The 20,750-nt window shown below is 47.6% G+C and carries 21 protein-coding genes; 7 read left to right on the forward strand and 14 right to left on the reverse strand.

Going from position 1 to position 20,750, the window contains the following annotated elements; genetic code table 11:
- Nucleotides 1-47 precede the first annotated feature (47 nt).
- From KME11_09525 to hetZ, 5 genes are all read right to left on the reverse strand, one after another.
- The gene (locus tag KME11_09525; protein ID MBW4515451.1) at nucleotides 48-545 is read right to left on the reverse strand and encodes a CGLD27 family protein; all 498 of its coding nucleotides are present in this window, start codon (nucleotides 543-545) and stop codon (nucleotides 48-50) included.
- Nucleotides 546-633: 88 nt separating this feature from the next.
- Nucleotides 634-1,065: a ribosome silencing factor gene (gene rsfS, locus KME11_09530; protein ID MBW4515452.1), complete on the reverse strand. Its 432-nt coding sequence runs from the start codon at nucleotides 1,063-1,065 to the stop codon at nucleotides 634-636.
- A gap of 47 nt (nucleotides 1,066-1,112) precedes the next feature.
- Entirely contained in the window at nucleotides 1,113-1,748 is a 636-nt protein-coding gene (yqeK, locus tag KME11_09535; protein MBW4515453.1) for a bis(5'-nucleosyl)-tetraphosphatase (symmetrical) YqeK, read from the reverse strand.
- A 218-nt stretch (nucleotides 1,749-1,966) separates the two neighbouring features.
- Nucleotides 1,967-2,980, reverse strand: a complete 1,014-nt coding sequence (locus KME11_09540; protein MBW4515454.1) for a hypothetical protein — start codon at nucleotides 2,978-2,980, stop codon at nucleotides 1,967-1,969.
- A gap of 138 nt (nucleotides 2,981-3,118) precedes the next feature.
- The gene (hetZ, locus tag KME11_09545; protein MBW4515455.1) at nucleotides 3,119-4,261 is read right to left on the reverse strand and encodes a heterocyst differentiation protein HetZ; all 1,143 of its coding nucleotides are present in this window, start codon (nucleotides 4,259-4,261) and stop codon (nucleotides 3,119-3,121) included.
- A gap of 162 nt (nucleotides 4,262-4,423) precedes the next feature.
- Between hetZ and KME11_09550 the strand changes: the two genes are divergently transcribed.
- On the forward strand, nucleotides 4,424-4,924 hold the full coding sequence (locus tag KME11_09550; protein MBW4515456.1) for a hypothetical protein: 501 nt from the start codon (nucleotides 4,424-4,426) through the stop codon (nucleotides 4,922-4,924).
- A 26-nt stretch (nucleotides 4,925-4,950) separates the two neighbouring features.
- On the opposite strand, the gene sds is transcribed toward KME11_09550, so the two are convergent.
- Both sds and KME11_09560 read right to left on the reverse strand, forming a co-directional pair.
- Nucleotides 4,951-5,922, reverse strand: coding sequence for a solanesyl diphosphate synthase (sds, locus tag KME11_09555; GenBank protein ID MBW4515457.1), 972 nt, complete (start codon nucleotides 5,920-5,922; stop codon nucleotides 4,951-4,953).
- A 138-nt stretch (nucleotides 5,923-6,060) separates the two neighbouring features.
- Nucleotides 6,061-6,531 carry a hypothetical protein gene (locus KME11_09560; GenBank protein ID MBW4515458.1) on the reverse strand — a complete coding sequence of 157 codons (471 nt, stop codon included), beginning with the start codon at nucleotides 6,529-6,531 and terminating at the stop codon, nucleotides 6,061-6,063.
- Nucleotides 6,532-6,732: 201 nt separating this feature from the next.
- Between KME11_09560 and KME11_09565 the strand changes: the two genes are divergently transcribed.
- Both KME11_09565 and KME11_09570 read left to right on the forward strand, forming a co-directional pair.
- Entirely contained in the window at nucleotides 6,733-7,683 is a 951-nt protein-coding gene (locus tag KME11_09565; GenBank protein ID MBW4515459.1) for a hypothetical protein, read from the forward strand.
- A 198-nt stretch (nucleotides 7,684-7,881) separates the two neighbouring features.
- Complete coding sequence (locus KME11_09570; protein MBW4515460.1) at nucleotides 7,882-8,031, forward strand: hypothetical protein; 150 nt, start codon at nucleotides 7,882-7,884, stop codon at nucleotides 8,029-8,031.
- A gap of 103 nt (nucleotides 8,032-8,134) precedes the next feature.
- Here the strand turns inward: KME11_09570 and KME11_09575 are convergent, their stop codons facing one another.
- The 4 genes from KME11_09575 to KME11_09590 form a co-directional block, all read right to left on the reverse strand.
- Nucleotides 8,135-10,282 (reverse strand): helix-hairpin-helix domain-containing protein, encoded by a 2,148-nt coding sequence (locus tag KME11_09575; GenBank protein ID MBW4515461.1) that lies wholly within the window; start codon nucleotides 10,280-10,282, stop codon nucleotides 8,135-8,137.
- A gap of 89 nt (nucleotides 10,283-10,371) precedes the next feature.
- Nucleotides 10,372-11,397, reverse strand: a complete 1,026-nt coding sequence (locus tag KME11_09580; protein MBW4515462.1) for an alcohol dehydrogenase catalytic domain-containing protein — start codon at nucleotides 11,395-11,397, stop codon at nucleotides 10,372-10,374.
- 151 nt (nucleotides 11,398-11,548) lie between these two features.
- Nucleotides 11,549-11,998: a nucleoside-diphosphate kinase gene (gene ndk / locus KME11_09585; protein MBW4515463.1), complete on the reverse strand. Its 450-nt coding sequence runs from the start codon at nucleotides 11,996-11,998 to the stop codon at nucleotides 11,549-11,551.
- A 117-nt stretch (nucleotides 11,999-12,115) separates the two neighbouring features.
- Nucleotides 12,116-12,529 (reverse strand): hypothetical protein, encoded by a 414-nt coding sequence (locus tag KME11_09590; protein MBW4515464.1) that lies wholly within the window; start codon nucleotides 12,527-12,529, stop codon nucleotides 12,116-12,118.
- A 378-nt stretch (nucleotides 12,530-12,907) separates the two neighbouring features.
- Between KME11_09590 and KME11_09595 the strand changes: the two genes are divergently transcribed.
- Nucleotides 12,908-13,090, forward strand: a complete 183-nt coding sequence (locus tag KME11_09595; GenBank protein ID MBW4515465.1) for a hypothetical protein — start codon at nucleotides 12,908-12,910, stop codon at nucleotides 13,088-13,090.
- A 109-nt stretch (nucleotides 13,091-13,199) separates the two neighbouring features.
- Here the strand turns inward: KME11_09595 and KME11_09600 are convergent, their stop codons facing one another.
- The gene (locus tag KME11_09600; GenBank protein MBW4515466.1) at nucleotides 13,200-14,168 is read right to left on the reverse strand and encodes a LysR family transcriptional regulator; all 969 of its coding nucleotides are present in this window, start codon (nucleotides 14,166-14,168) and stop codon (nucleotides 13,200-13,202) included.
- Nucleotides 14,169-14,470: 302 nt separating this feature from the next.
- On the opposite strand from KME11_09600, the gene KME11_09605 reads away from it, so the two are divergent.
- A complete protein-coding gene (locus KME11_09605) occupies nucleotides 14,471-14,872 on the forward strand; it encodes a fasciclin domain-containing protein (GenBank protein ID MBW4515467.1) in 402 nt (133 codons plus the stop codon).
- An 87-nt stretch (nucleotides 14,873-14,959) separates the two neighbouring features.
- Here KME11_09605 and KME11_09610 read toward each other — a convergent pair whose 3' ends face one another.
- Nucleotides 14,960-15,715, reverse strand: a complete 756-nt coding sequence (locus KME11_09610) for a HEAT repeat domain-containing protein (protein ID MBW4515468.1) — start codon at nucleotides 15,713-15,715, stop codon at nucleotides 14,960-14,962.
- Between the two features lie 183 nt (nucleotides 15,716-15,898).
- Between KME11_09610 and KME11_09615 the strand changes: the two genes are divergently transcribed.
- Nucleotides 15,899-17,911, forward strand: coding sequence for a GAF domain-containing protein (locus KME11_09615; GenBank protein MBW4515469.1), 2,013 nt, complete (start codon nucleotides 15,899-15,901; stop codon nucleotides 17,909-17,911).
- A 172-nt stretch (nucleotides 17,912-18,083) separates the two neighbouring features.
- Here the strand turns inward: KME11_09615 and KME11_09620 are convergent, their stop codons facing one another.
- The gene (locus tag KME11_09620) at nucleotides 18,084-19,001 is read right to left on the reverse strand and encodes a DUF4349 domain-containing protein (GenBank protein ID MBW4515470.1); all 918 of its coding nucleotides are present in this window, start codon (nucleotides 18,999-19,001) and stop codon (nucleotides 18,084-18,086) included.
- Between the two features lie 148 nt (nucleotides 19,002-19,149).
- Between KME11_09620 and zds the strand changes: the two genes are divergently transcribed.
- Nucleotides 19,150-20,631 carry a 9,9'-di-cis-zeta-carotene desaturase gene (zds, locus tag KME11_09625; protein ID MBW4515471.1) on the forward strand — a complete coding sequence of 494 codons (1,482 nt, stop codon included), beginning with the start codon at nucleotides 19,150-19,152 and terminating at the stop codon, nucleotides 20,629-20,631.
- Nucleotides 20,632-20,750 lie beyond the last annotated feature (119 nt).

The following is a 20,750-nucleotide window of genomic DNA, read 5'->3' on the forward strand; positions in this document are numbered from 1 at the left end:
TGCATAGTGCCGTATTGAGTACAAAAAATTGCGGGTTCGGAAGATTACTACAAAACAATCCACAATACGCCGCCACTCAAGAGCAGTAGCACTAAAGCGCCAAACGTTTGAGATAAGCGCTTTAAAAGCGATTGAATTTCATAGCTGACGATGAGGCGATCGCGCTGCAAGACCTCTTCTGGTTTCGTCCAAACCTGTCCATCATACCAGCCTGACTCTTCATAAAAAATCTCAGCTTGCGAGAGGCGATCGCGCACATACATCCAACCCAAGTACAGCCGCACCAGCGCCAACGTTGGCACAATCAGCGCTCCTGCTGCTGCACTCAAAGCAAATTGCACCGGATACTTTGCCATTGGGAAACTCACGACAGCAACGGGCGCAGAGAGAATTAATCCGACTCCCCAAAGAATGACAATAGGCTTCCAATAGCCTGCCCCCCTCAGCAACGCCCAACGAAAAAACCAGGAATCTTGAAGTTCCTGATATTCATTGAGAGGCTGTTGCTCAGTTGGAACAGGACAAACAGGCGCAGAAGATTTCATAGTAGAAGCGATATTCAGGAACCCAAAAGCTTGGCATTACTCGGCATCAGTTGAGCTCAAATGAGGCAAGCCCTCTTCTGTACTTTACCTAATCCATGGCTAGTCGAGGAACCGAGAAGCGCGTTTTTTCGGCATGTCCCCAAAATGCTTCCAGGTCATAGAACTCGCGCTCTTGGGGCATAAAGACATGGGCAATCACATCCCCATAATCCAATACAATCCAAGACCCATCGCTTTTACCTTCACTTCTGACAGGGAGCCGATGCAAGTCTGTCTCTACTTTATCTTCAATGGAACCCGCGATCGCCCTCACTTGCACACTTGACAGACCCGACATCACGACAAAATAATCTGCTAAGTAAGACACCTCAGATACTTTCAAGATCACAATGTCTACCCCTTTACGGTCATCTGCGCCTTCAGCAATTGTTAGGGCTAGTTGTCGGCTAGATGGGTCAGTGATGACCTGGCTATTGTGAAACTCGGATCTGGGGGTTGGGGACGAAAAAGAGTTAGACATCAAGGGGCAGTTTCTCCATTTTTAAAGGGGTTGTTAGGGACATTGAGTTAATTAGACTGACTCAGATAACGTAACGCTTCGTGGGCAGAGCGAGCCGGGCTAGTCTGTTGCAAAAACCAATTTCGGGTGAGTAACACACGCGGATGAATCAGCCGACGAGATACAGTTAAGTGCTTAATAGAATCGTCGCACGACATCCACACCGCCCGCTGTAAGTTTTGTCTACTGGTATGCCGCAAAATGTTAAGGTCTGGCGTATTACCTCGCCCCGGCTCAAGGCTATCTGCCAAAAAAACAACGCAACTCAAAGCACTCATGCCAGGTCTGCCTAGAGTATGATTAGCGATCGCTTCCAAGATTTCTGGGTCTTGAATTCCAAACTGATCCCGAGCGACGATCGCTCCTACCTCTGCATGAAGCAAATGGGGTGTCACTTCATCAACCGGGTCAAGGGGTAAACCTTCCCGACGAGCTATTTCTAGCAGTAGCTGCGGCTTGAAGTATTTTGCCAAGTCATGCATTAGCCCAGCTTGAGCGGCTTTGTCGGTGTTGAGAGAATGATCCTTAGCCAAAGCGATCGCCATCTGCTCAACTCTCAGAACGTGCTGCAAACGGGATTCAGGCACGTTATTTGATAACCAGTGCAAGATGTCATGACGCAATGTTTCTGGATTTTCTCCCATGTAAAGATTGATAAGTGTACAGGAATTAGGATTAAAAATGTGCCTTCATTCTAGATCAATTCCTTAGAGTTGAGTAAGTTAGGAAAGTGAAAATCTTTACCTTGTCAAGCGGTACCCGTTGAGAAATATTGAGAAATAGCGAGAAACAATAAAAAGCGATCGCTCACAGGCGATCGCTTTTTCAACAAGAACTTTAAGAGCCGCCTAATCACAAATAATCAGGCAACCGGGCAGATGGAAAAAATCATTGAAGGCTGATCAACCTCTTGTAGCTGCACATCAAGCCAGTAAGACTGATTGGGCTCTAAATCAAATAACTCTAAGCTAAAACTCCCAGCACCCGCACGCTGAGCCGTTGTGTGACTATTCTGCGCCCTAAAGTCAACCTTGCCCGCAGTGGGAAGTTGCCCCTGCACCCGCACCCGCTTCATTGTGACATCGTACTCAGCCATTAAATCCAGGATTCCCGCCGCCAGTGTCCATTGGCGTTGAACAGGATTGCGGGGCGAAACTTTGAGAGTCAGCGATTCAATGATTTCGCGAGCAGCGATCAGTGACAGCGCCATCTGTTGAGGGGGAGTTGCAGAGTCATAGTTGCTTGGAAAGTTAGCACCTGGAGCATTTTTAAGCGGGGAAGCGATCGCCCCACTCCGAACTGGAGAAGCAATCACAAGTCCCGCCAATTGGTTCAGCGCCACCTCTTGCCCAGGAAATAGCAGTTCCACTGCTCTAACTAACTTTGCCCCTTCTTGCAGTGAGGACTGCATCACAGATTGGCACTGGCTAAACAGTTGAGCTAAAACTTTCTCTGGCATCGGCACAGGCAAGTTCAGACTCTTCAGTTGGGTTGCCCAAGATGGAACTTGCTCAGAATCATACTTGTAGCCCTCAGTCTCCCAGGGAAAAACAGGAGGCTTTAGCTCAAGCTCGGCACGAATCCGACGCTTTATAAGGGAATGAAAACGGTCTTGCACAGCAGGTGTCTCTCCGGGTTCAAAAAAAGAAAATTCCTCAACTGGAAAATAGCTTGACTCTGATGAACGGGTCTGCCTCACAGCAACCGATTCAGAATCAAGGGGATCAGGAACAGACTGTAGATCCGCCGCACCAAACCCATCCGATTCAGTTTTCCGACAATTGAAACTCTTCCCCGATGGCGCTGCAACTATCCAGCTTGGCTCTTGAGACAGCCAGATCAGAAAGTTTTTAACAGCTTCTGCGTCTTTATTCATACACTTGTGCCCCTGTTCCGGATGCAAAATTGTTACAAATGCAGCAATCTTGTTTCAATCTTTTTGTAAACCCAGGTCTACATCGATCCAATCTTATCGAAATCATCACAATTAAAAGACAACCTTACGATATCCTCACTATTCATCTATTGCTGCCCCTGCTCCGGACACAACACTGTTACGAATTTCCCAAGCTTGCTCTAGCAGTTTCGACCACTGCTTTTGTAACTGGGTCGGGGTGCTGCCCAACGTTTTGGCGATCGCAACATCGGGTAACCTCTTCTGCTTCAAATGCAAAAGCTCTCTTTGCTGGGAAGTCATTTTGTCTTGAAACAGCTTCCACTGCTGCGGCGTTAAACCCAGGTTCCGATCTAAATCAGCCTCTAGCCATTGATGAACCAACTCCCAGTGGTGAGACAGAGCAAAGCGAATCAGGTGATATTTGAACCGCTGTTGTAGATAATCCCGTTGCCGAGCATTCAACCCCAAAATAGACTCAATTTCATTGGCAGGCAGGTCTTGAAGCCGCAGCGAAAAATAGTTGGCGCAATCCTGCTGATCACGCTCCTCCAAATACTGCATCAACTCTGTAATTACCGTATTGCGCAGCGCATCTTCTGATATCTCTGGTTCTTGCGCCATCATCTGTTCCCGCACCTGCGGAATCGAAGCCATGCTGCGCCCATGTTCCGAGTCACCCGAGGAGCCTTCTGCAACTTGCTCTATGTCTACCATCGTCTCAGGAGGCTGCTGCTGCGAGTAAGTTTGCGCTCGTAGAATAATGAGCTGCTGACTCCGCCGACCTGCTAAGGGAATCCGGCGCTTGCCGTATCGCTCGGTAAACGACATATATTCAGCTAACTCCAGTAGAGAGCGAGGGCTGTAAGTTGGCAAAAGCTGAGTTTCTCGCCGAAAAGCATTCAGAGATTCAATGTAAAAACCCTGAAGAAAATCTTCAATTAGAGTTAGTCGAGCTTGGTAGCTTGACTGAACTTGGGGCGGCGTGATGTAGCGATACACCACCGCACTGAGTGTACTATGCAGTTCTACCCGACCTCGATGGGAACCGAGCTGATAGTATTCAAGACATTGCTTGAGGCGATGGCGAGCCAAAGTATTTAACCAAGCCTCTACCTCCCCCGAATCTTGAATGCGTTTGCTCTCTGAACAGATGCGAGTGACTTCCTCTGCTAAACGAGTCGCCACATCTTTACAGTTGTGTTCAGAAGATCGAGTGGATTGCTTTAGTTCGCTGTACAACAGCTGAAAAATAGCCTCCACGCTTTATTACAGTCTCCCCCTGATGGTTAATCGCCTATAAACCTAACACAGTCTCATAAAATCGCTCACAACCGATAAATCCCTAACAAAACCAACGATAGGTGCACTTTCTGATCAAGAAATCTTTCGCTTTCAAAGGTCTAGACTAGACTATTGAAGCCGGTGAGCTTTGGCGCTACCCAAAATATAGATGACATGGATATCAATCAGCAAATTCAAATGTTAGTTCAGCAAGCTCCACAGTATGGAGCTTCTCCTAAAGAAGTAGAGGCGATCGCCCCTGCCCTGATTACGGTTGCCGATCGACTTAAACACCCTGAATATTATGTGCTGCAAACCCTGGAGCAAAACTGGGTCATGACGGTTCTTAACCATCCTACCGAATCTGAGGTCACAAAGAACATTCTGTCTGTTTTCCCGACCCTTGAAGACGCTAAAACCAGCGCTAGTGAATTTGACAATGCTCATGTGATTGCTGTGCCTGTGCCTGTAGTTCATATCCTGTTTCAGATGTTGGCAATGGAGCCGGTAGACAGCATCATCTTTTTTGAACAGCCTAGGGAATTCACTACAGGTGTAGAGGTCACACGGGCAGATCTTTTGGAGTTAGTTCAGATTTCTCTGCAAACGATGCGATCGCGCACTCCGACAGATATTGCTTAGCAGGTTCAGAGTTTTGGGTCTAGGCATTAGTAAAGGCGGCTTAGAACATAGTCTGCTAGCTCTAATAAAGCTTGCCGTGACTCAGTCGCCGGAAAGCCAGAAAGATGCCCAACAGCAGCCTGAGCATGATTGGCAGCAAGTTCGCGCGATCGCTGGATGCCTTGGCTGTCTTTAACCAGAGCGATCGCTTGCTCCAAGTCATCATCCTGGGCAAATTCTCGCTCAATTAATACCTCTAGGAAAGGTTTCTCTTCAAGTGCAAAGAGTACAGGAGCCGTTAGGTTGCCGCTTTGCAAGTCAGACCCAGCAGGTTTACCCAGAATTTCACTCGAAGCCGTAAAGTCCAAGATGTCATCCACAATTTGGAATGCCAAGCCAATATTACGTCCATAGTGATAAAGGTGCATATTTTCTTCTGCCGAGAGTCCACTCAGAACGCCCGCTGCCTTAGAGCTATTGGCAATGAGAGACGCAGTCTTGTAGTAACTCTTTTCTAGGTAGGCTTCTAGCGTCAAGCTGGTATCAAAACCATTTAAGCCCTGTTGAATCTCGCCTTCTGCCAAGTCCATAATGACTTCTGAAAGCAGCTTAACAACGGTCAAATTGTCCAAATTTGCTAAATACCAGGAAGACTGAGCAAATAAGAAGTCCCCAGCTAAAACCGCCACTCGGTTAGTAAAGCTGCTGTGAACGGTTGGAATGCCTCGACGCATTTCTGCTTCGTCAATGACATCATCATGCACCAAGCTAGCGGTATGGATCATCTCAGTGATTTCTGCCAAGCGTCGGTGCTTAGCAGTAATCTCCTGATTAGGCATTGTCGCTCTAGAGATGAGAAAAACGATCGCCGGTCTGAGGCGCTTGCCGCTTGCCCCAAACAAATGCTCTGCGGCGGCATAAAGAATGGGATGACGGGCACCGACCAACTGCTTTAGGTTATCGGTGAGGAGGTGAAGATCTTTTTCTACTGGAGAAAAAAGAGAGGTGGCTGAGGTCATGGATAAGCTGACTCTGGCTCGATGTTACGGAACTTTACATATCTTACACTTATTTTAAGCTAACCCTAGAGGGAACCTAGGATGTAGGGAAGATATGCCAAATTGGCGATCCCTGGCAAGACATCAACTAGGAATTTTCTAGTCTAAATTTTTGCACGATCGCTTCAGTGCAGCCGCGCGATCGCTGAGCCGATTTGCTTGAATCTGCGGCTCGATTTGGCGCATGTGAACGGCACGACTGGCGATCGTGGCTTCTTGCCCCTCAAACTTTACGAACACTCGCCCCGACAACCATTTGTTAATGCCCGATCGCGCGTAAACTCGCACCTCGTCTCCCTCTTCCTGAAGTTGATAGCCCATTGCGGTCAGCAAGGTTTCTAGCTCTACCAAAAATTTCTTTTTTTCTGCAAACGGAAGAGCTATGGCAACCGAGCGATTGAAGTAAACTCCGACCAAACCGGCTAATGCTCCTCCTAAAGCCCCGATTTGCTGAGGAATGCCTGTGGCAATTTGCAACCCTGTTGCCCGCGACACAACGATCGTTAAGACAATTGCAGTGGTTGAAAAATAGTAAATAAAAGTGGAAAGGAAACTGGGGCCTGCTTGCATAAATCTGATGGGAATGAAGATCGTACGGTTGAAAAGCTGAAATTATTTTACGGGCGATCGCGCGGCAGTGCTGGAACTCATGCCGATCGCTCATCCATTTGGGTGAAGTACTCAACGGTTGTCTAGCCCAATATGAGGCAACTAGGCGTTCTTTGTTGAGTCATTTCGGATGAATTAGGCAGTCATTTACACCGATAAAACATGGCAGTGAGTAGGCAACAACGAGAATCATTTGTACTGAGTGGAGGAGTGATTGCGATCGCATTATTACTCACTCAAAATGTAGTGTTACTGCTGCTTATCCTAGTCATCGGAATATTCGTTACGACAATAACTTTCACCCTCATTTCTGCGAAGCACCAAAAAGCCTTAAATACTACCCTTGAACAACAAGTCGAAGCACACACGCTGCAACTGCAAGCCAGCATGGCAGAGTTAGAAGAACTCAGCAATCTTCAGGATTTGCTGCTTTACGCAATTTCCCATGACTTGCGCACTACGGTGATGGGCAGCCTGATGGTTTTAGAAAATTTGCAGGGGCAAGCCGGAGACATGATTCCCGTGTCGCGTGAGCTATTGCGACGCATGACCCAATCTGGCAAAACTCAACTCAATCATCTCAACCAACTCTTGGAAGCCTACGCCAACATTACTGATGGCATTCAGCTTGAAAAAACCTGGGTTTCGATGAGTGCAGTGCTGCAAGAAGCGATCGCCGCCCTCTCTCCACTTTTGCAAGAAAATCACATTACGCTGGTTAGTCCTATTTCGACCGACCCACTTTGGGTAATGGCAGATATAAGCCAGATCCGCCAGGTCTTTCACCATCTTATTTCCAATGCGGCGAACCATAACCCACCGGGCATAGAAGTGCGCGTGGAGGCGACCCTTGCGGTATCTACGAGGCAGCCCGTTGAGAAACAGACCTTTCAGTTCACTATCACTGATACGGGCATTGGCATTGATTTATTGGAACAAAAAAATATCTTTGAACTATGCCTAAAGCCATCTCAAGAGCGCCAACTGACTCGCATGAGTTTAGGTCTGTGCCTTTGTAAGCAAATTGTCAAGGCACACGGAGGACAGATTGAGGTTCATAGCCAAGTCGGAGAAGGCACCACAATTGAATTTACGTTGCCAGCTGAAGGGTAATTGCCACCGTTTCGGCAATGATGTCTGCAACAAAACTTAACATTTAGTTCACGCCTCACGCTAAATTCTGCTATATTTGATACAGAAACAAACCGTTCATCTCTTTCTAAAAGTCTAGATTTTTGGCAAGAGACGGAAGTAAGGGAATCCTGAAGGAACGCGCCTCCGAATCACACTAACTGTAAAGAGGTAAGCACCATGGAAAATACAAATCAACAACCTAATAAATCTAAAACCTATCGGGTTAGTCCTGATACGGTTGCATTCATGCTGTCGAGTGGCTTTTCCACCGATGGTAGCTGGTATCAGTGGGTTAAAAAGAACCGTCAACAATCAATCGATCGCTAGTCCGATCGCTTAATTGGCTGGGCCAGTTTTAATTTATGTAGAGACTTGTTCCTCTAGCTTTTTGTCCCTTGGGTAAGAGCTAGAGGAATTTTTGTTTGACTGCTTACTTGAAGTAAATCAGCAGGTTCAATCCTGGAATTGTCCGAGAGAGCGTCCATAGCAAGAGCGCAAAGTAAAGTAATCCTACTCCCCACTGGTACCAGACGAGTGCAGTAATCAAGGCAGGCATTTGTTCATCGCGTAACCGAATATCGTTGAACCCAAATTTAAGCAAATTGTTGAGGCTGAAATCTAAGTAATTTAGCCAACTCCAGCTTTTGTTCCAAAGGATAGGGATGTAGCGTTCCCGAAAATAAGGAAACGCTGGAATATTAGGTAATCGACCAATTAAAAACCTTAACTGACGCATACTGCTATCTTCAACAAAATAGCTAGTGTCCATCAGGTCATGGTAACGACCTTGCCCGTAAAGAATACCAATAAGCAGGGCTGGAATAGGAATGATGACTCCGCCTAAACAAGCTAGAGTGAGCCAAGGCTGTTCTGCTGTCCGAAACAGGGCAGAGAAGCCGAGGATTGAAAAAATGCCAAAGCCACTAATGCTCCAGACGACTTCTTCGGGTGTAGGAATAATCGGTTTAGGGTGCAGTTTGCGGAAGCGATCGATTAACCAAAACAAGAAGGCAAAATGGGCGATCGCAATCATTCCCACTCCTAACACCAGCCAAGAACTTGTCCCAAATCGGGTCAGCAGCAGCAGCAAGCTTAAACCCAACCAATTTACCCCTTCCACAAACCAGTTGCCCACAGAAACAGGCTTACCGACCACAACGCGATCGCGCACCTTGACATAAGCTCCCAGCATTCCTTCTAGCTTGAGCAAATCGGCGATGCTGCGGAAGGGTTGCTGAGAACGAGTTTGGGCGATCGTAGCGGCTTGCTTCGCTGAAAAGCCAACTGCTTGAAGCTGAGCTACTGAGGCAGTATTTAAATCTACTCCCAACAATCGCTGGCGCAGTTCCTTCAGGCGTAATCGCTCGGTGGTGTATTCCACCTGGTTCGCATCCGAAATTTGTTGCTGCAACCGAAAGTTTTGCACCAGGTTACGCAACAGCGTTTCATTCCCTTGCAGTGTTGGCACCGAAAGCACCCGCCCCACCTTACCGAGGTCGCCCAAAATACGGGCAGAACGCGGGTCAAATTGCAAATCTGAAATATTGAGATAAGCCCCTTTCGCAAACCCAGCATTGGCAAAGTCTGCCTGGTCTAAAATGCTGGCTCCACGGAGGTTGACCAATTTATTGAACTGGGTTTGGCGAAAGCTGACCAGTTTATCAAACCGCGTCTCTGTTAAAAACAAAGCCTGGGCAAATTTATCGCGGTCAAAAAGCACCTGACCCATCCAGCGAATCTGTGAGAAATCGGCTTTGTCATACCATTGAATTCGGGTAAAGTTGGCAAGCTGTTGAAACCGGGACTGATGAAAGCTGGCAAATGCTCGAAACTCACTGCTTTGAAAGTTGGCATTGGTTTTGAACTCCGCTTCGTTAAAGATGGCACGATTAAAAAATATGGTGCTAGGAAATCGGGCTTCACGCTGAAAAACGGCATCCATAAAGGTGGCTGTTTGACTGAAGCGTGCGCCTGACCAGTCTACGTCTTGCCCAAAATTTACGCCTTGTGCCTCGACGCGCCCCAGAAAAAATGTGTTGGTGAAATTAGCAAAGTTTTCAAAGCGAGTTTGGACTAGCGTCAGTGTGCCACGCAGAACGGTGAGTTGGAGCGGCGCAGCTTGGCTTTGTAACAGAAGCGATCGCGACAAATTACTTAACTGAAACAATCGCAAACTATCGCGCTTCAACTGTGCCTGCTCGGCTTCACTAAACGGGAAAGGCGTTTGCCCAAACAGATCCGTCCGTAAACCTAAGTCCCGAATGGTTAACTCTCCTCGAATCAGCGAGTAACTCAAATCAATTCCCAGTGGCGATCCGGGTTGCTGAAGCTGAGCCTGAACTAAACGATAAAACTGATCACGAAATGCTGCATTTTCGGGGCGTAAATCAATGACTAGCCTCCTTAGATCAATAGTTCGGATGCCTTCTGTTTGAGTCGGCGATTTTAGTCGTCTTTGTAGGAGTTCTAAAGTTAAATCGATCCGCTCAGGTGCAGGAGCAGCCCAAGCAGGGTAGGGCAAGACGAAGCAAAAGCAGAGTAATAGACAAATTAACGCACGCAACACAGGCTTGGACAAGTGAGTACTTCACAAGAAGTATAGGTGAGTCCTAGGTTATCTTCTATTTGCCATCTATCTGCCAAACTAAGTGAGCCATCAGTCAAGACTTATGGCTGCATGGCTACTTTTACAACCTTCCGATGTTTCATGTCCTGAAACACTTGCTCTAGCTGGGTTAGGGGTTGATAATCACTAATTAGCAATTCAAACGGTAAAGCGCTACTAGATAACAAATTTAGGGCTTGTCGAACGTAGTGCGGTGTACTGTGAAACACGCCCTTAAGAGTTAGTTCGCTGTAATGCAATTGCTCGGTGTTGACGGTAATGGTGGTGTTTCGGGGACACCCACCAAATAGGTTTATTGTCGCTCCAGGGCGGGCACAGGCGATCGCCGTTTCCCATACAGCAGGCGAACCCGTTGCCTCCACAACCACATCTGCGCCCCAACCATCGGTGAGTTCTTGGACGGCTGCTGGAATATCGCTGACTTGGTGATGGTTAAACGTCTGCACTACGCCAAACTTCTCCCCAATTTTCAATCGATCGCCATTGCCTCCAAATAAAAAGACCTCTGCACCCAACTGCACCAACGCCCCCGCAAACATTAGCCCGATCGCCCCATCGCCTAGCAACACCACGCGATCGCCGGGCTTTGTGTTAGAGCGGGCAACACCGTGGAGAACGCAGGCAAGTGGTTCAGTCATGGCAGCGATCGCATCTGGCACTCCTGGTGGAATGGGGAGCAGATTATGCCGAACGATTTGTGCTGGAACCTTAAGGTATTCGGCAAAGGTGCCATTGTTAAAACTCAGGTCAGTGCAGAGTGAATACTCTGCTTTTTTGCAGAAAAAGCAGTTTAAGCAGGGGGCAGAGTTATTGGCAACAACGCGATCGCCTATCTGCCAGCCTGTAACCTCATCACCTAAAGCCACAATCTGTCCCGCCGCCTCGTGCCCAAATAGAGTTGGCAGACTCAACATCTTGGCGTGTCCGCCCCGTCGCCACACCTTCAAATCAGTCCCACAGGTGGTAGCAGCAGTCACCTTAATCACAACCTCGCCTGCCGCTGGTGTAGGGTCAGCGACCTGTTCTAACCGCAAATCTTCCTGACCATAAAGTAAAGCTGCTAGCACGGCATCAGTTATTGATAAGTGAAAGTTAATAAGTGAAAATTGATCAATGAAGAAGTAAATAGTAAGTAAAACTAAGTCATTTTCTGTAGAACCTTCCCCTTCCCCAAGCTCCAGCTTAGGGAAGAGGGAATACAAGACCTAACTCAAAAATTTACTCGTAAACCCAAGGCATGATCGTCGGTTGCCAAGTAATTAGTTCATCCTGGGTAAACCAAAGCGCAATTTCCTGCTCAGCCGTCTCGATCGCATCAGAGCCATGAATCAGGTTGCGACCAATGTTTGCCCCATAATCGCCTCGAATGGTTCCTAGCTCGGCGGCTAAAGGGTTCGTTGCCCCAATCATCTTCCGAGCCGTAGTGACTACGCCATCGCCTTCCCAAACCATTGCCACAACTGGAGAAGCAGTAATAAAATCGACCAGACCTGCAAAAAAAGGTCTGTCCTTATGAACGGCATAGTGGTTTTCAGCAAGTTCACGACTGACTTGCATAAACTTCATGCCCACTAAAATAAAGCCCTTGGCTTCAAAGCGACGGACGATGTCGCCGACTAACCCACGTTGCACGCCATCAGGTTTAATGGCAATAAATGTCCGTTCCAAAGGTAAACTCCTCGTTTAATTAAAGCGCCAGTCCAACCTTACCTTAGAAGAATCTGATCTCAGCAAAGTTTTGTAGGGTGCGCTACAGCTTCACCTCACACCCTACAAAACTTTGTACTAACCCTTCTTCTTGATGTCGCGCGCCATATTGCGGAACATATCCATACTGGGGTCACTACGGCGACGCTCAGAGGAATTTGAGGAATTTGAAGGACTGGAGGAGGGAGGCTCTGAAGGCTTAGATGGCGGCTGAGAGCCATTGAGAGGCGTAGTGTTAAAAGGCGATACTGTAGGCGGCTCCTTGCGGTCAGACTTCTTCATTGAAGATACTTCATTGATGAATTCATTAATTTCGCCGACTATTTTTTTTGGGAAGGTTCTTCGGGTTTTCTTGCTAGAACGCATGTAATCAATGTCGCCAAAGGTTTTGGCATCATCGTCAGGTAGATAAAAAGCCTCTCTGGACTGAGGAGTTTCTTCCGAATCACGCTTTGACTTGGAACCAAACAGCCCTCTAATAAATCCGGTCACTGATTTCTCCTAGCATATAAAATATTAATTACATTATGCTAAGCATTGTGAATATTTATCAAGCTCTTGAATCCCTTATTTCGAAAGGGTTAGAAGTTTGTCAGCTTCTGATGACTTCTTTGAGAGTGAAAATAAATTTAGCAAGCCTCCCTAATGAGCGTGGATCTTTGGTGAAGAATGCTTACACACTCCTGCCGAAATAAAATTGCGGTGATAGGCTGGGCTCAGTAAAGGGAATTTGGTGTTATACCAAGAATCCTGTTAGCATTTCCAAGTGATTTTAGGTCATGGGTGCTTACTTAAAACTCAGTTATCCTAAGGGCTATTAAAGTGAAACAACTTCAATGCAATTCGGTCTCTCTGTCTTTGCAAAAAACGTTGGATGAGATTTCTGGAAGAACTGCCGACCAAAAGAATGAAGTGGTTGATTTACTAAGCGACGAGCAACCTTCTAAGAGCCGTTTAGTTGACATAACCTACAACCAATGTATTTGGTGGGAAGGCTGCTACTACTGCCAGGATGAATCTAGGAGTTGGTATCAGGTGAAGTGCTTCATTTAAGCTGAGCGACGACAAGAAAAGCCATTGCATCAGCGATCGCTCTTCTTATGTCCATTGAAATATCCAGACAAATGCAGATTTTTAATTCTTGCTTAGAAATCTGCATCTTCTACTTAATTTCGGCAGCATTTCTCTCCAATGCTGCTTGCCGCTTTGCCCATGCAGGGACTGCCATAGAACCTCCCGCAGAGAGTTGAGCGGCAGCTTCTTGCAGGTATTCTAGAAAGGCTGTTGCCACGACAGAAAGTCGTTTGCCTGAGAGCGAAACGATGTACCACTGACGGGGCAAGGGAAAGCCTTCAACATCCAGAATAGTTAGCTCTTCGCTATCGGAGGTCAGAGTATGGCGCGAAAGAACAGAAAGCCCTAGTTGCCCGGCGATCGCCTGCTTAATCGCCTCATTACTGCCTAACTCTAGCCGTACCCGCACCGACAGATTGTGGGTATCTAAAAGTTTTTGAAAAGAACGACGAGTGCCAGAACCAGGTTCGCGCATGATAAAGGTTTCTTCGACCAAGCGCTGCAGCGAAATATTATGCTCTTCGGCAAGAGGATGGTTGCGAGGAGCCACAACTACTAATGGATTTTCTAAAAAAGGATAGGCTTTGACATCCATATTCTCAGGCAATTGGCTCATTACGTAGAGATCGTCTTGGTTGTGAGCTAATCGCTCGATCACTTGTTCATGGTTAGTCACTGTCAGGGAGACATCAATGCCAGGATAAAGCTGACAAAAAGGCCCCAAAAGGCGAGGCATGAAGTATTTGGTAGTAGTAATCACAGCAATCCGAAGTTTGCCTTGCTTCATCCCTTTGAGATCAGCAATTGTCATTTCAAATTGATCAAGCTTAACAAAAATTTCTTCACAGGTAGAAAAAAGCTGCTTGCCGGCTTCAGTTAAATATAGTTTTTTGCCGACTTGCTCAAACAACGGCAACCCGATCGCCTTTGTTAGTTGCTTAACCTGCATAGAGACAGTGGGCTGAGTTAAAAACAATTCTTCGGCAGCACGAGTAAAGCTGCTATGACGGGCAGTGGCTTCAAAAACTTTGAGTTGATGTAAGGTTGCGTGAATCATTGCCCTTTTTCCTATGCGATCGTGTGGCTAAGCAGTGGAGGATTTATAGACATAAGACTATCATAAATATTAAAACAAGTGAATTTTATCTATGGAAAATCGAGTATAGTTATTTTTACTAGAAATAGTAAAAGTTTTCAAAAGTTCCCTTCTAGTCAGCGTTGATTGCTAACAGAACGGGTGTTGAATTTAGTATGCTCTCAATGCTGGTGAGCTATCTAACCTGGTGAGCCGTCTAAAATGTCAACCTCTTTCCCCATACAAGCAACGCTTTTTCCCTATTTTTTAGCGAGATAAAATCTATGGCAGATATTGTGGACATTGCGATTAGTGCAGGTTCTTTCACAACACTGGTAACTGCTGTGGAAGCAGCTGGGTTGGTAGAAACGCTCAAAAGTCCAGGGCCCTTCACCGTTTTTGCTCCCCATGATGAGGCGTTTGCAAAGTTGCCTCCCGGAACCATCACGACGTTAGTGCAGAATATTCCCCAACTGGCACGCATTCTGACATTTCATGTCGTGCCTGGTAAACTCATGCAGGCAGACCTGGCTAAGCTAGGCGTAGTAACTTCGGTAGAAGGCTCACCAATTCCAATTCACTGCAACGGCGCATTGGAAATAAAGAACGCCACTGTTGTTGCTGCTGATATTGAGGCGGACAATGGCGTTATTCATGTCCTTGACACGGTAATTTTGATGGGTTGATTTTGATGGGTTGATGCTGTGACGAATTGCACTAGCTGTTTCGGCAGAAAAAGCGGATGAAGGTTGCCAGGTGAAGACCATTAAGCTTTAGAGCAGTCCTTCTAGCTCAATTTCTTCAATGACTTGCAGACCTCGCGGGTCGCCTACCTTCAACATGGCAGAACGAGCATCTTCCCGAACGCCTAGTTCTTCATCTTCAGCAAAAGCTTCAATTAAGGCATCGATCGCCGTAGCATATACCACGTTAGACGGTAGCTCTCGACAGAGTTGACCAAGTGACCAGGCGCAATTACTCCGTACTGCCGCGATCGCATCTCGGCGCAGTCCTTGAATTAAAGGTGGGATGGTGGCAATCATTGCCTCGTAGCTAATGACTGCCATCTGTGCCAGCGCAGTGGCTGCCCATAGACGCACAGCAGGAATATCCGTCTTGAGGGCATCGATCAGAGGCTCTAGAGAACGGCGATCGCGGCTATTGCCCAATGCCCAGACAATGCCTTTACGAGCATGACCATTCCAATCTTGCTGAAGCTGAGCAATTAATGGCTCAACTGCGGTTGGGCTAGGGTTTCGCCCTAAACCATAGGCGGCGCTTACCCGCAAGAGAGGACACGCAGCCGTTAGGAGATCGATCAAATAGGGAATTGCCCGTGAGTCTTCTAATTCGCAAAAAGCTCTGGCGGCAAGAATTCGTTGCGCCTGAGTTGGTGACTCTAACAGACGCAACATCTCCTCTGGGTCAGGTTTGGCGATCGCTTCCTCACTACCCACTGTGCCCACGTGGTCGAGGGGATCAAGTTCAAGGGTAGTGTTAAGGACTGTTAAGTCGTCGTTGTCATCCATACTGCCACTTTACCGAGAAAAGGGACGAAGATAACGAGATAATAAAGAAGCATAGCGAAAGTGATGCTGCATTTCTAATTGGCTCTTATCAGAAATCTATGATGAGGACTTCTGGTTAGAAGTAACGACTGGCATCTGGCATTCTTGGCATCTGAAATTCTTGGCATCCATGACTAGCATTCAATGAGCATTCAAACTTCTGTGTTGGACGAGCTACTCAAACGCTCGCCTCAGCTACGCCCCCAGCTTTACTTCAAATCTTCTTTAACGGCTTTGTCTCACGCAATGGAGGATCAAGTTTTGGCAGGTGGGGCGGCTCAGTTGCCGTTAGTCATTGCCAGTTTTCAACGAGAACGATTTTACCGCCAGGAAGCGAATCGCTATTCGCGAATTGCAGCACTCACTCGGCAAGTATATGTTTTAGCTGCACCCGAAACTAGCTTCACAAATGAGTCGCGAGAATATGAGGCGATCGCCTTTGACCCGAGCGATCAGCTCAGCCAAGAGTGGCATTTGGTTGTCATTGGACAAAAATACGCAGCTTGTTTGGTCTGTCAGGAGCGTAAAAATCTTGTAACTGAACGGGTGACGACCGAGCCGCCTGCAATGGATCAAACCCGTCGCTTTGAAGGCATCTGGACGTTCGATCGCCAGGTCAGCTACCATGCCGCAGATATTTTGCTAGATCGAATTTTGGTCTATCGCCCCGAACTTTGGCAAAAGATTGAGCAAGCAAAACAGGAGTTTTTGGGGGAAGTTTCTCAGCAGTCTCAAGAAGTTGACCCTGATCCATTTGCGCAACGACTGATGACGTACATTCAAGCGAGTCAATATAAGTTGCAAAAAGCCTATCGTTCCATCGCTTCGCAAGAGCGCCGAGAACGATTGACTAACTCTATTACGTCGGCAATTCGACGATCGCTTGACCCCAACGAGATTTTCAAGGTCGCCGTTAAAGAAATAGGGCAAGCAACCCAAAGTTGTCGTTGTTTGATCTACCCCTGCAAATCTACAGATACCAGCACTGTCATTACTTACGAGGCTCTGGCTGATGATACCTTGTCTTCTTTAATGGGACAAACTTGGTCATTGGTCAACAACCCGCTATTTCAAGTGGCAGCACAGCGCCAAGAAAGTCTGGCAATTGCCGATACTCGGGCAAAAGAAAATGGGTCAGTTGACTTTTCGACGATGAGCGATCGTCTTGAACGTTGGCAAATTCGTTCTTGGCTAATGGTTCCTATCCTCTATCAAGGGCGACTGCTAGGCATTGTTGAATTACATCATTGTCAAGTTTCCCCACACGTCTGGACGCACGACGAAATTACACTCATTGAAGCCGTTGCCACTCAACTCGGCGTTGCACTGATTCAAGCCGAATCCTACGCCAACCTGGAAGACCTGAACCAGCAACTCGCAGCCCTCGAACGCACCCGCAGCAACCTCATTGCCATTACAGGACACGAGTTGCGTACGCCCCTCACCACCATTCAGGTCTGTCTTGAAAGCCTCGCTAGCGAACCCGACATGATCCCCGAACTGCGCCAAGTCATGCTAGACACGGCATTAACCGATGCTGACCGAATGCGAAAGTTAATTCAAGACTTTTTAATTCTGTCGCGCCTAGAGAGCGGTCGGGTTGAATGGCACCTCGAACCCATCTCTCTAGACGAATGTGTCAGCCTTGCCCTCAGCAGCATCCACACCCGTCCCACCCAACAAAGCTTGCCTCACATTCGGGCTCAAGTCCCTTTAGAACTCCCCCTCGTTCAAGCCGACGGGGAGTGGCTCGTAGAAGTCATCTCCAAGCTATTAGACAATGCCTGCAAGTTTACTGAACCCGAAGGCGAAGTTTTGATTGAAGCTAAACCCAACGGCGGCAAAATGCTAGAAATCACTATCACAGACACGGGACGCGGCATTGAACCCAACCGTCTAGAAACCGTATTTGAACGCTTCTACCAAGAAGAAGGTGCCCTCCGCCGCACCGCAGGCGGCACTGGCATAGGACTTGCCATCTGTCGGCAAATTATCCGCAATTTGGGCGGACAAATCTGGGCAGAGTCTTTGGGACGCGATCAGGGCAGTCAGTTTCACTTCACTCTACCGATCGCCTCAGAGCGAGTTTCCTCTAGCCAAAATGAACCCAAGCCCGCCAAAGGAAAACGCCAATCCAAAGTGAAAAGCAAAAAATAACCTTTCCTGTCTTTTCTTTACGAGGATGTCTGAGAAGTATCAAAGATTCTTACACTCGCCCCCAAATCCCCCATTTTGGGGGACTTCTGAGCCACTCCTTCTTCAAAGTCCCCCAAAATGGGGGATTTGGGGGGGGCGGATTGGATAGCAATCTAGACTTCTCAGACAACCTCTAACGCTGTTCTGGATTACTTTGCACAGAACGAACTTTAAAGCGTGTGTAACCCAAAGTAGCGATCGCCCCCAACAGCAACCAGTAGGGACTGTAAACCATTAGCCAGATTCCTAGCTGAAGTAAATCAACGGTGAATTTGCCAAAAGAAGAGGTTGCACTTTCCCAGGTATTGCTGATTTGCGCACCTACAGCAGGCTGCGATCGCGCTGAAGCCGTCACCTCAACTAGATTTAACTGCACAGAAGAATAAGCTACTTGGTTTTGCAGTGCCGTTAACTGAGCGGTGATTTGCTCAACCTGATTCCGTACATTGCTCAGTTCTTGCGCCACCTTCAATACATCACTGACCCCGCCCGATCGCTCCATAATCTCTAGCAGCGTCGCTTCTGTCTTCCGCAAATTCTTTAACCGCGCCTGCGAATCGATTAACTGAGTTGAAACATCCTCCGCAGTAATGGACTGGCGATCGAGACTGCCTAAGGCTTTCAAAGCCTGCAAGGCAGCATCTAATTTTGCTTGAGGCACCCGGATTTGCACCGATGCAGTCCGATGGCTATTACCATCGGTCGGAATTTCATCGCGCAGGTTCAAAATATTGCCCTGCTGCTGTTGGGCGATCGCCTTCGCTTGGTCAATGCTAGTGATAATTGATTTGACTGTTAGTTGGAGGTTTGCTGTCTTGATGAGTTGAGGCTGCACTTGCGATAATGGCAAAGCCGAGCGGAGCGATGCTGGGGCACTTGCAGAGACATCTGTCCCCACAGAATTCTGACTCAAAGCCTCGCTCATTGGGGCAGAAGCAGGGGCTCCAGAAGTAGCTGTTTGAGGAGCCGAGGCACAACTTGCTAACACGGCACTGGCAATCAACGCCCCAAACCACATAGGCTTGAATTGAGTACGGTTTACGGAATTCATAGAGGGATTACAGGTAGCTTCTTACCCGCTAGTATGGCTAATCATTGAGGCGCTTTCGCAACTGTTACATTTTGCGTAACGTCCGGCGTAAAACCCTCAACACTTTCCATTAAAATATGTGAAGAATCTGAGCAGGAACCGTTAGCGGATGAAAGTTGCAATTATTGGAGCAGGTTTGGCGGGTTTGGCAAGTGCCGTTGAGCTAGTCGATGCCGGACATGAAGTAGAAATTTTTGAATCTCGTCCGTTTTTGGGAGGCAAAGTTGGGAGTTGGGTTGACTCAGACGGTAACCATATCGAAATGGGACTGCACGTCTTTTTCAATAATTACTACAACCTGTTTGCTCTAATGAAGAAAGTGGGAGCCTGGGAAAACCTCTTACCCAAAGCGCATGTTCACACCTTTGTAAACCGAGGTGGAGAAATCAGCACGCTTGACTTTCGGTTTCTAGTGGGCGCTCCCTTCCATGGGCTGAAGGCATTTTTTACGACTGGGCAATTGACTGTGCAAGATAAGGTGCAGAATGCGATCGCCCTGGGCACCAGCCCGATCGTTCCCGGCTTAATCAACTTCGACGTTGCCATGAAAATGATTCGGGCGCTCGACAACGTTAGCTTTGCCGATTGGTTTCGCAGTCATGGCGGCTCCCAAAATAGCCTGAAGCGAATGTGGGATCCGATCGCCCTTGCTCTGGGCTTCATCGACACCGAAGAGATTTCCGCCCGCTGTATGCTGACCATTTTTTTGATGTTCGCCACCAAAACCGAAGCCTCACGCCTCAACTTGCTGGCAGGTTCTCCCGCCGAATACCTGCTCAAGCCCATCATCAATTATTTAGAAGCACGGGGCGCAAAACTCCACATCCGCCGCCAAACTCGCCAAATTTTGTTTGAAGCCGACCCTGACAGTCTCCCCGAAGCAGTGCGCGTCACTGGTTTAGTCATTGCCAACGGCGACACCGAAGAAACCATCACCGCCGATGTTTATACCGCCGCCTGTGATGTCCCTGGCATTCAGCGACTGCTGCCTCAAGAATGGCGAAAGTGGAAAGAGTTCGACAATATTTATAAATTAGAAGCCGTTCCCGTAGCTACTGTTCAGCTTCGATTTGATGGCTGGGTCACAGAACTAAACGATGCAGACCAACGCCATCAAGTCGAACACGCAGCCGGAATTAATAACCTGCTCTACAGTGCCGATGCCGACTTCTCTTGCTTCTCCGATCTCGCCCTTAGTAGCCCCAAAGACTACTACCGCGAAGGTCAAGGTTCACTCATTCAGCTGGTGCTGACTCCTGGCGATCCATTCATCAAAATGAGTAACGAAGACATCGCCAACCATGCACTTCAGCAAGTTCATGACCTCTTTCCCTCCGCTCGGAAACTCAAGATGACTTGGTTCAATGTTGTTAAACTTGCCCAATCTCTCTACCGCGAAGCACCTGGTTTAGATCCCTACCGTCCTCCTCAAAAAACGCCCGTTTCAAACTTCTTCCTTGCAGGCAGCTACACCCAACAAGACTACATCGACAGCATGGAGGGCGCTACAATTTCGGGGAAACAAGCCGCCGCAAAGATTCTAGAAGGAACAGGATACACAGTGGAAGGGACAGGGTTGTTCAAGTATTAATGAAAATCAGGGTATGCGGTATATTGTATTGTTTGTTACCTATAAAGATGAATAACACTGAGCGATCTAAACCTGCTTCATAATGTAGAAAATTCCTTTGAACATATTTTCCTGATTTT

The sequence above is a fragment of the Timaviella obliquedivisa GSE-PSE-MK23-08B genome, assembly GCA_019358855.1.
Lineage (GTDB): Bacteria > Cyanobacteriota > Cyanobacteriia > Elainellales > Elainellaceae > Timaviella > Timaviella obliquedivisa.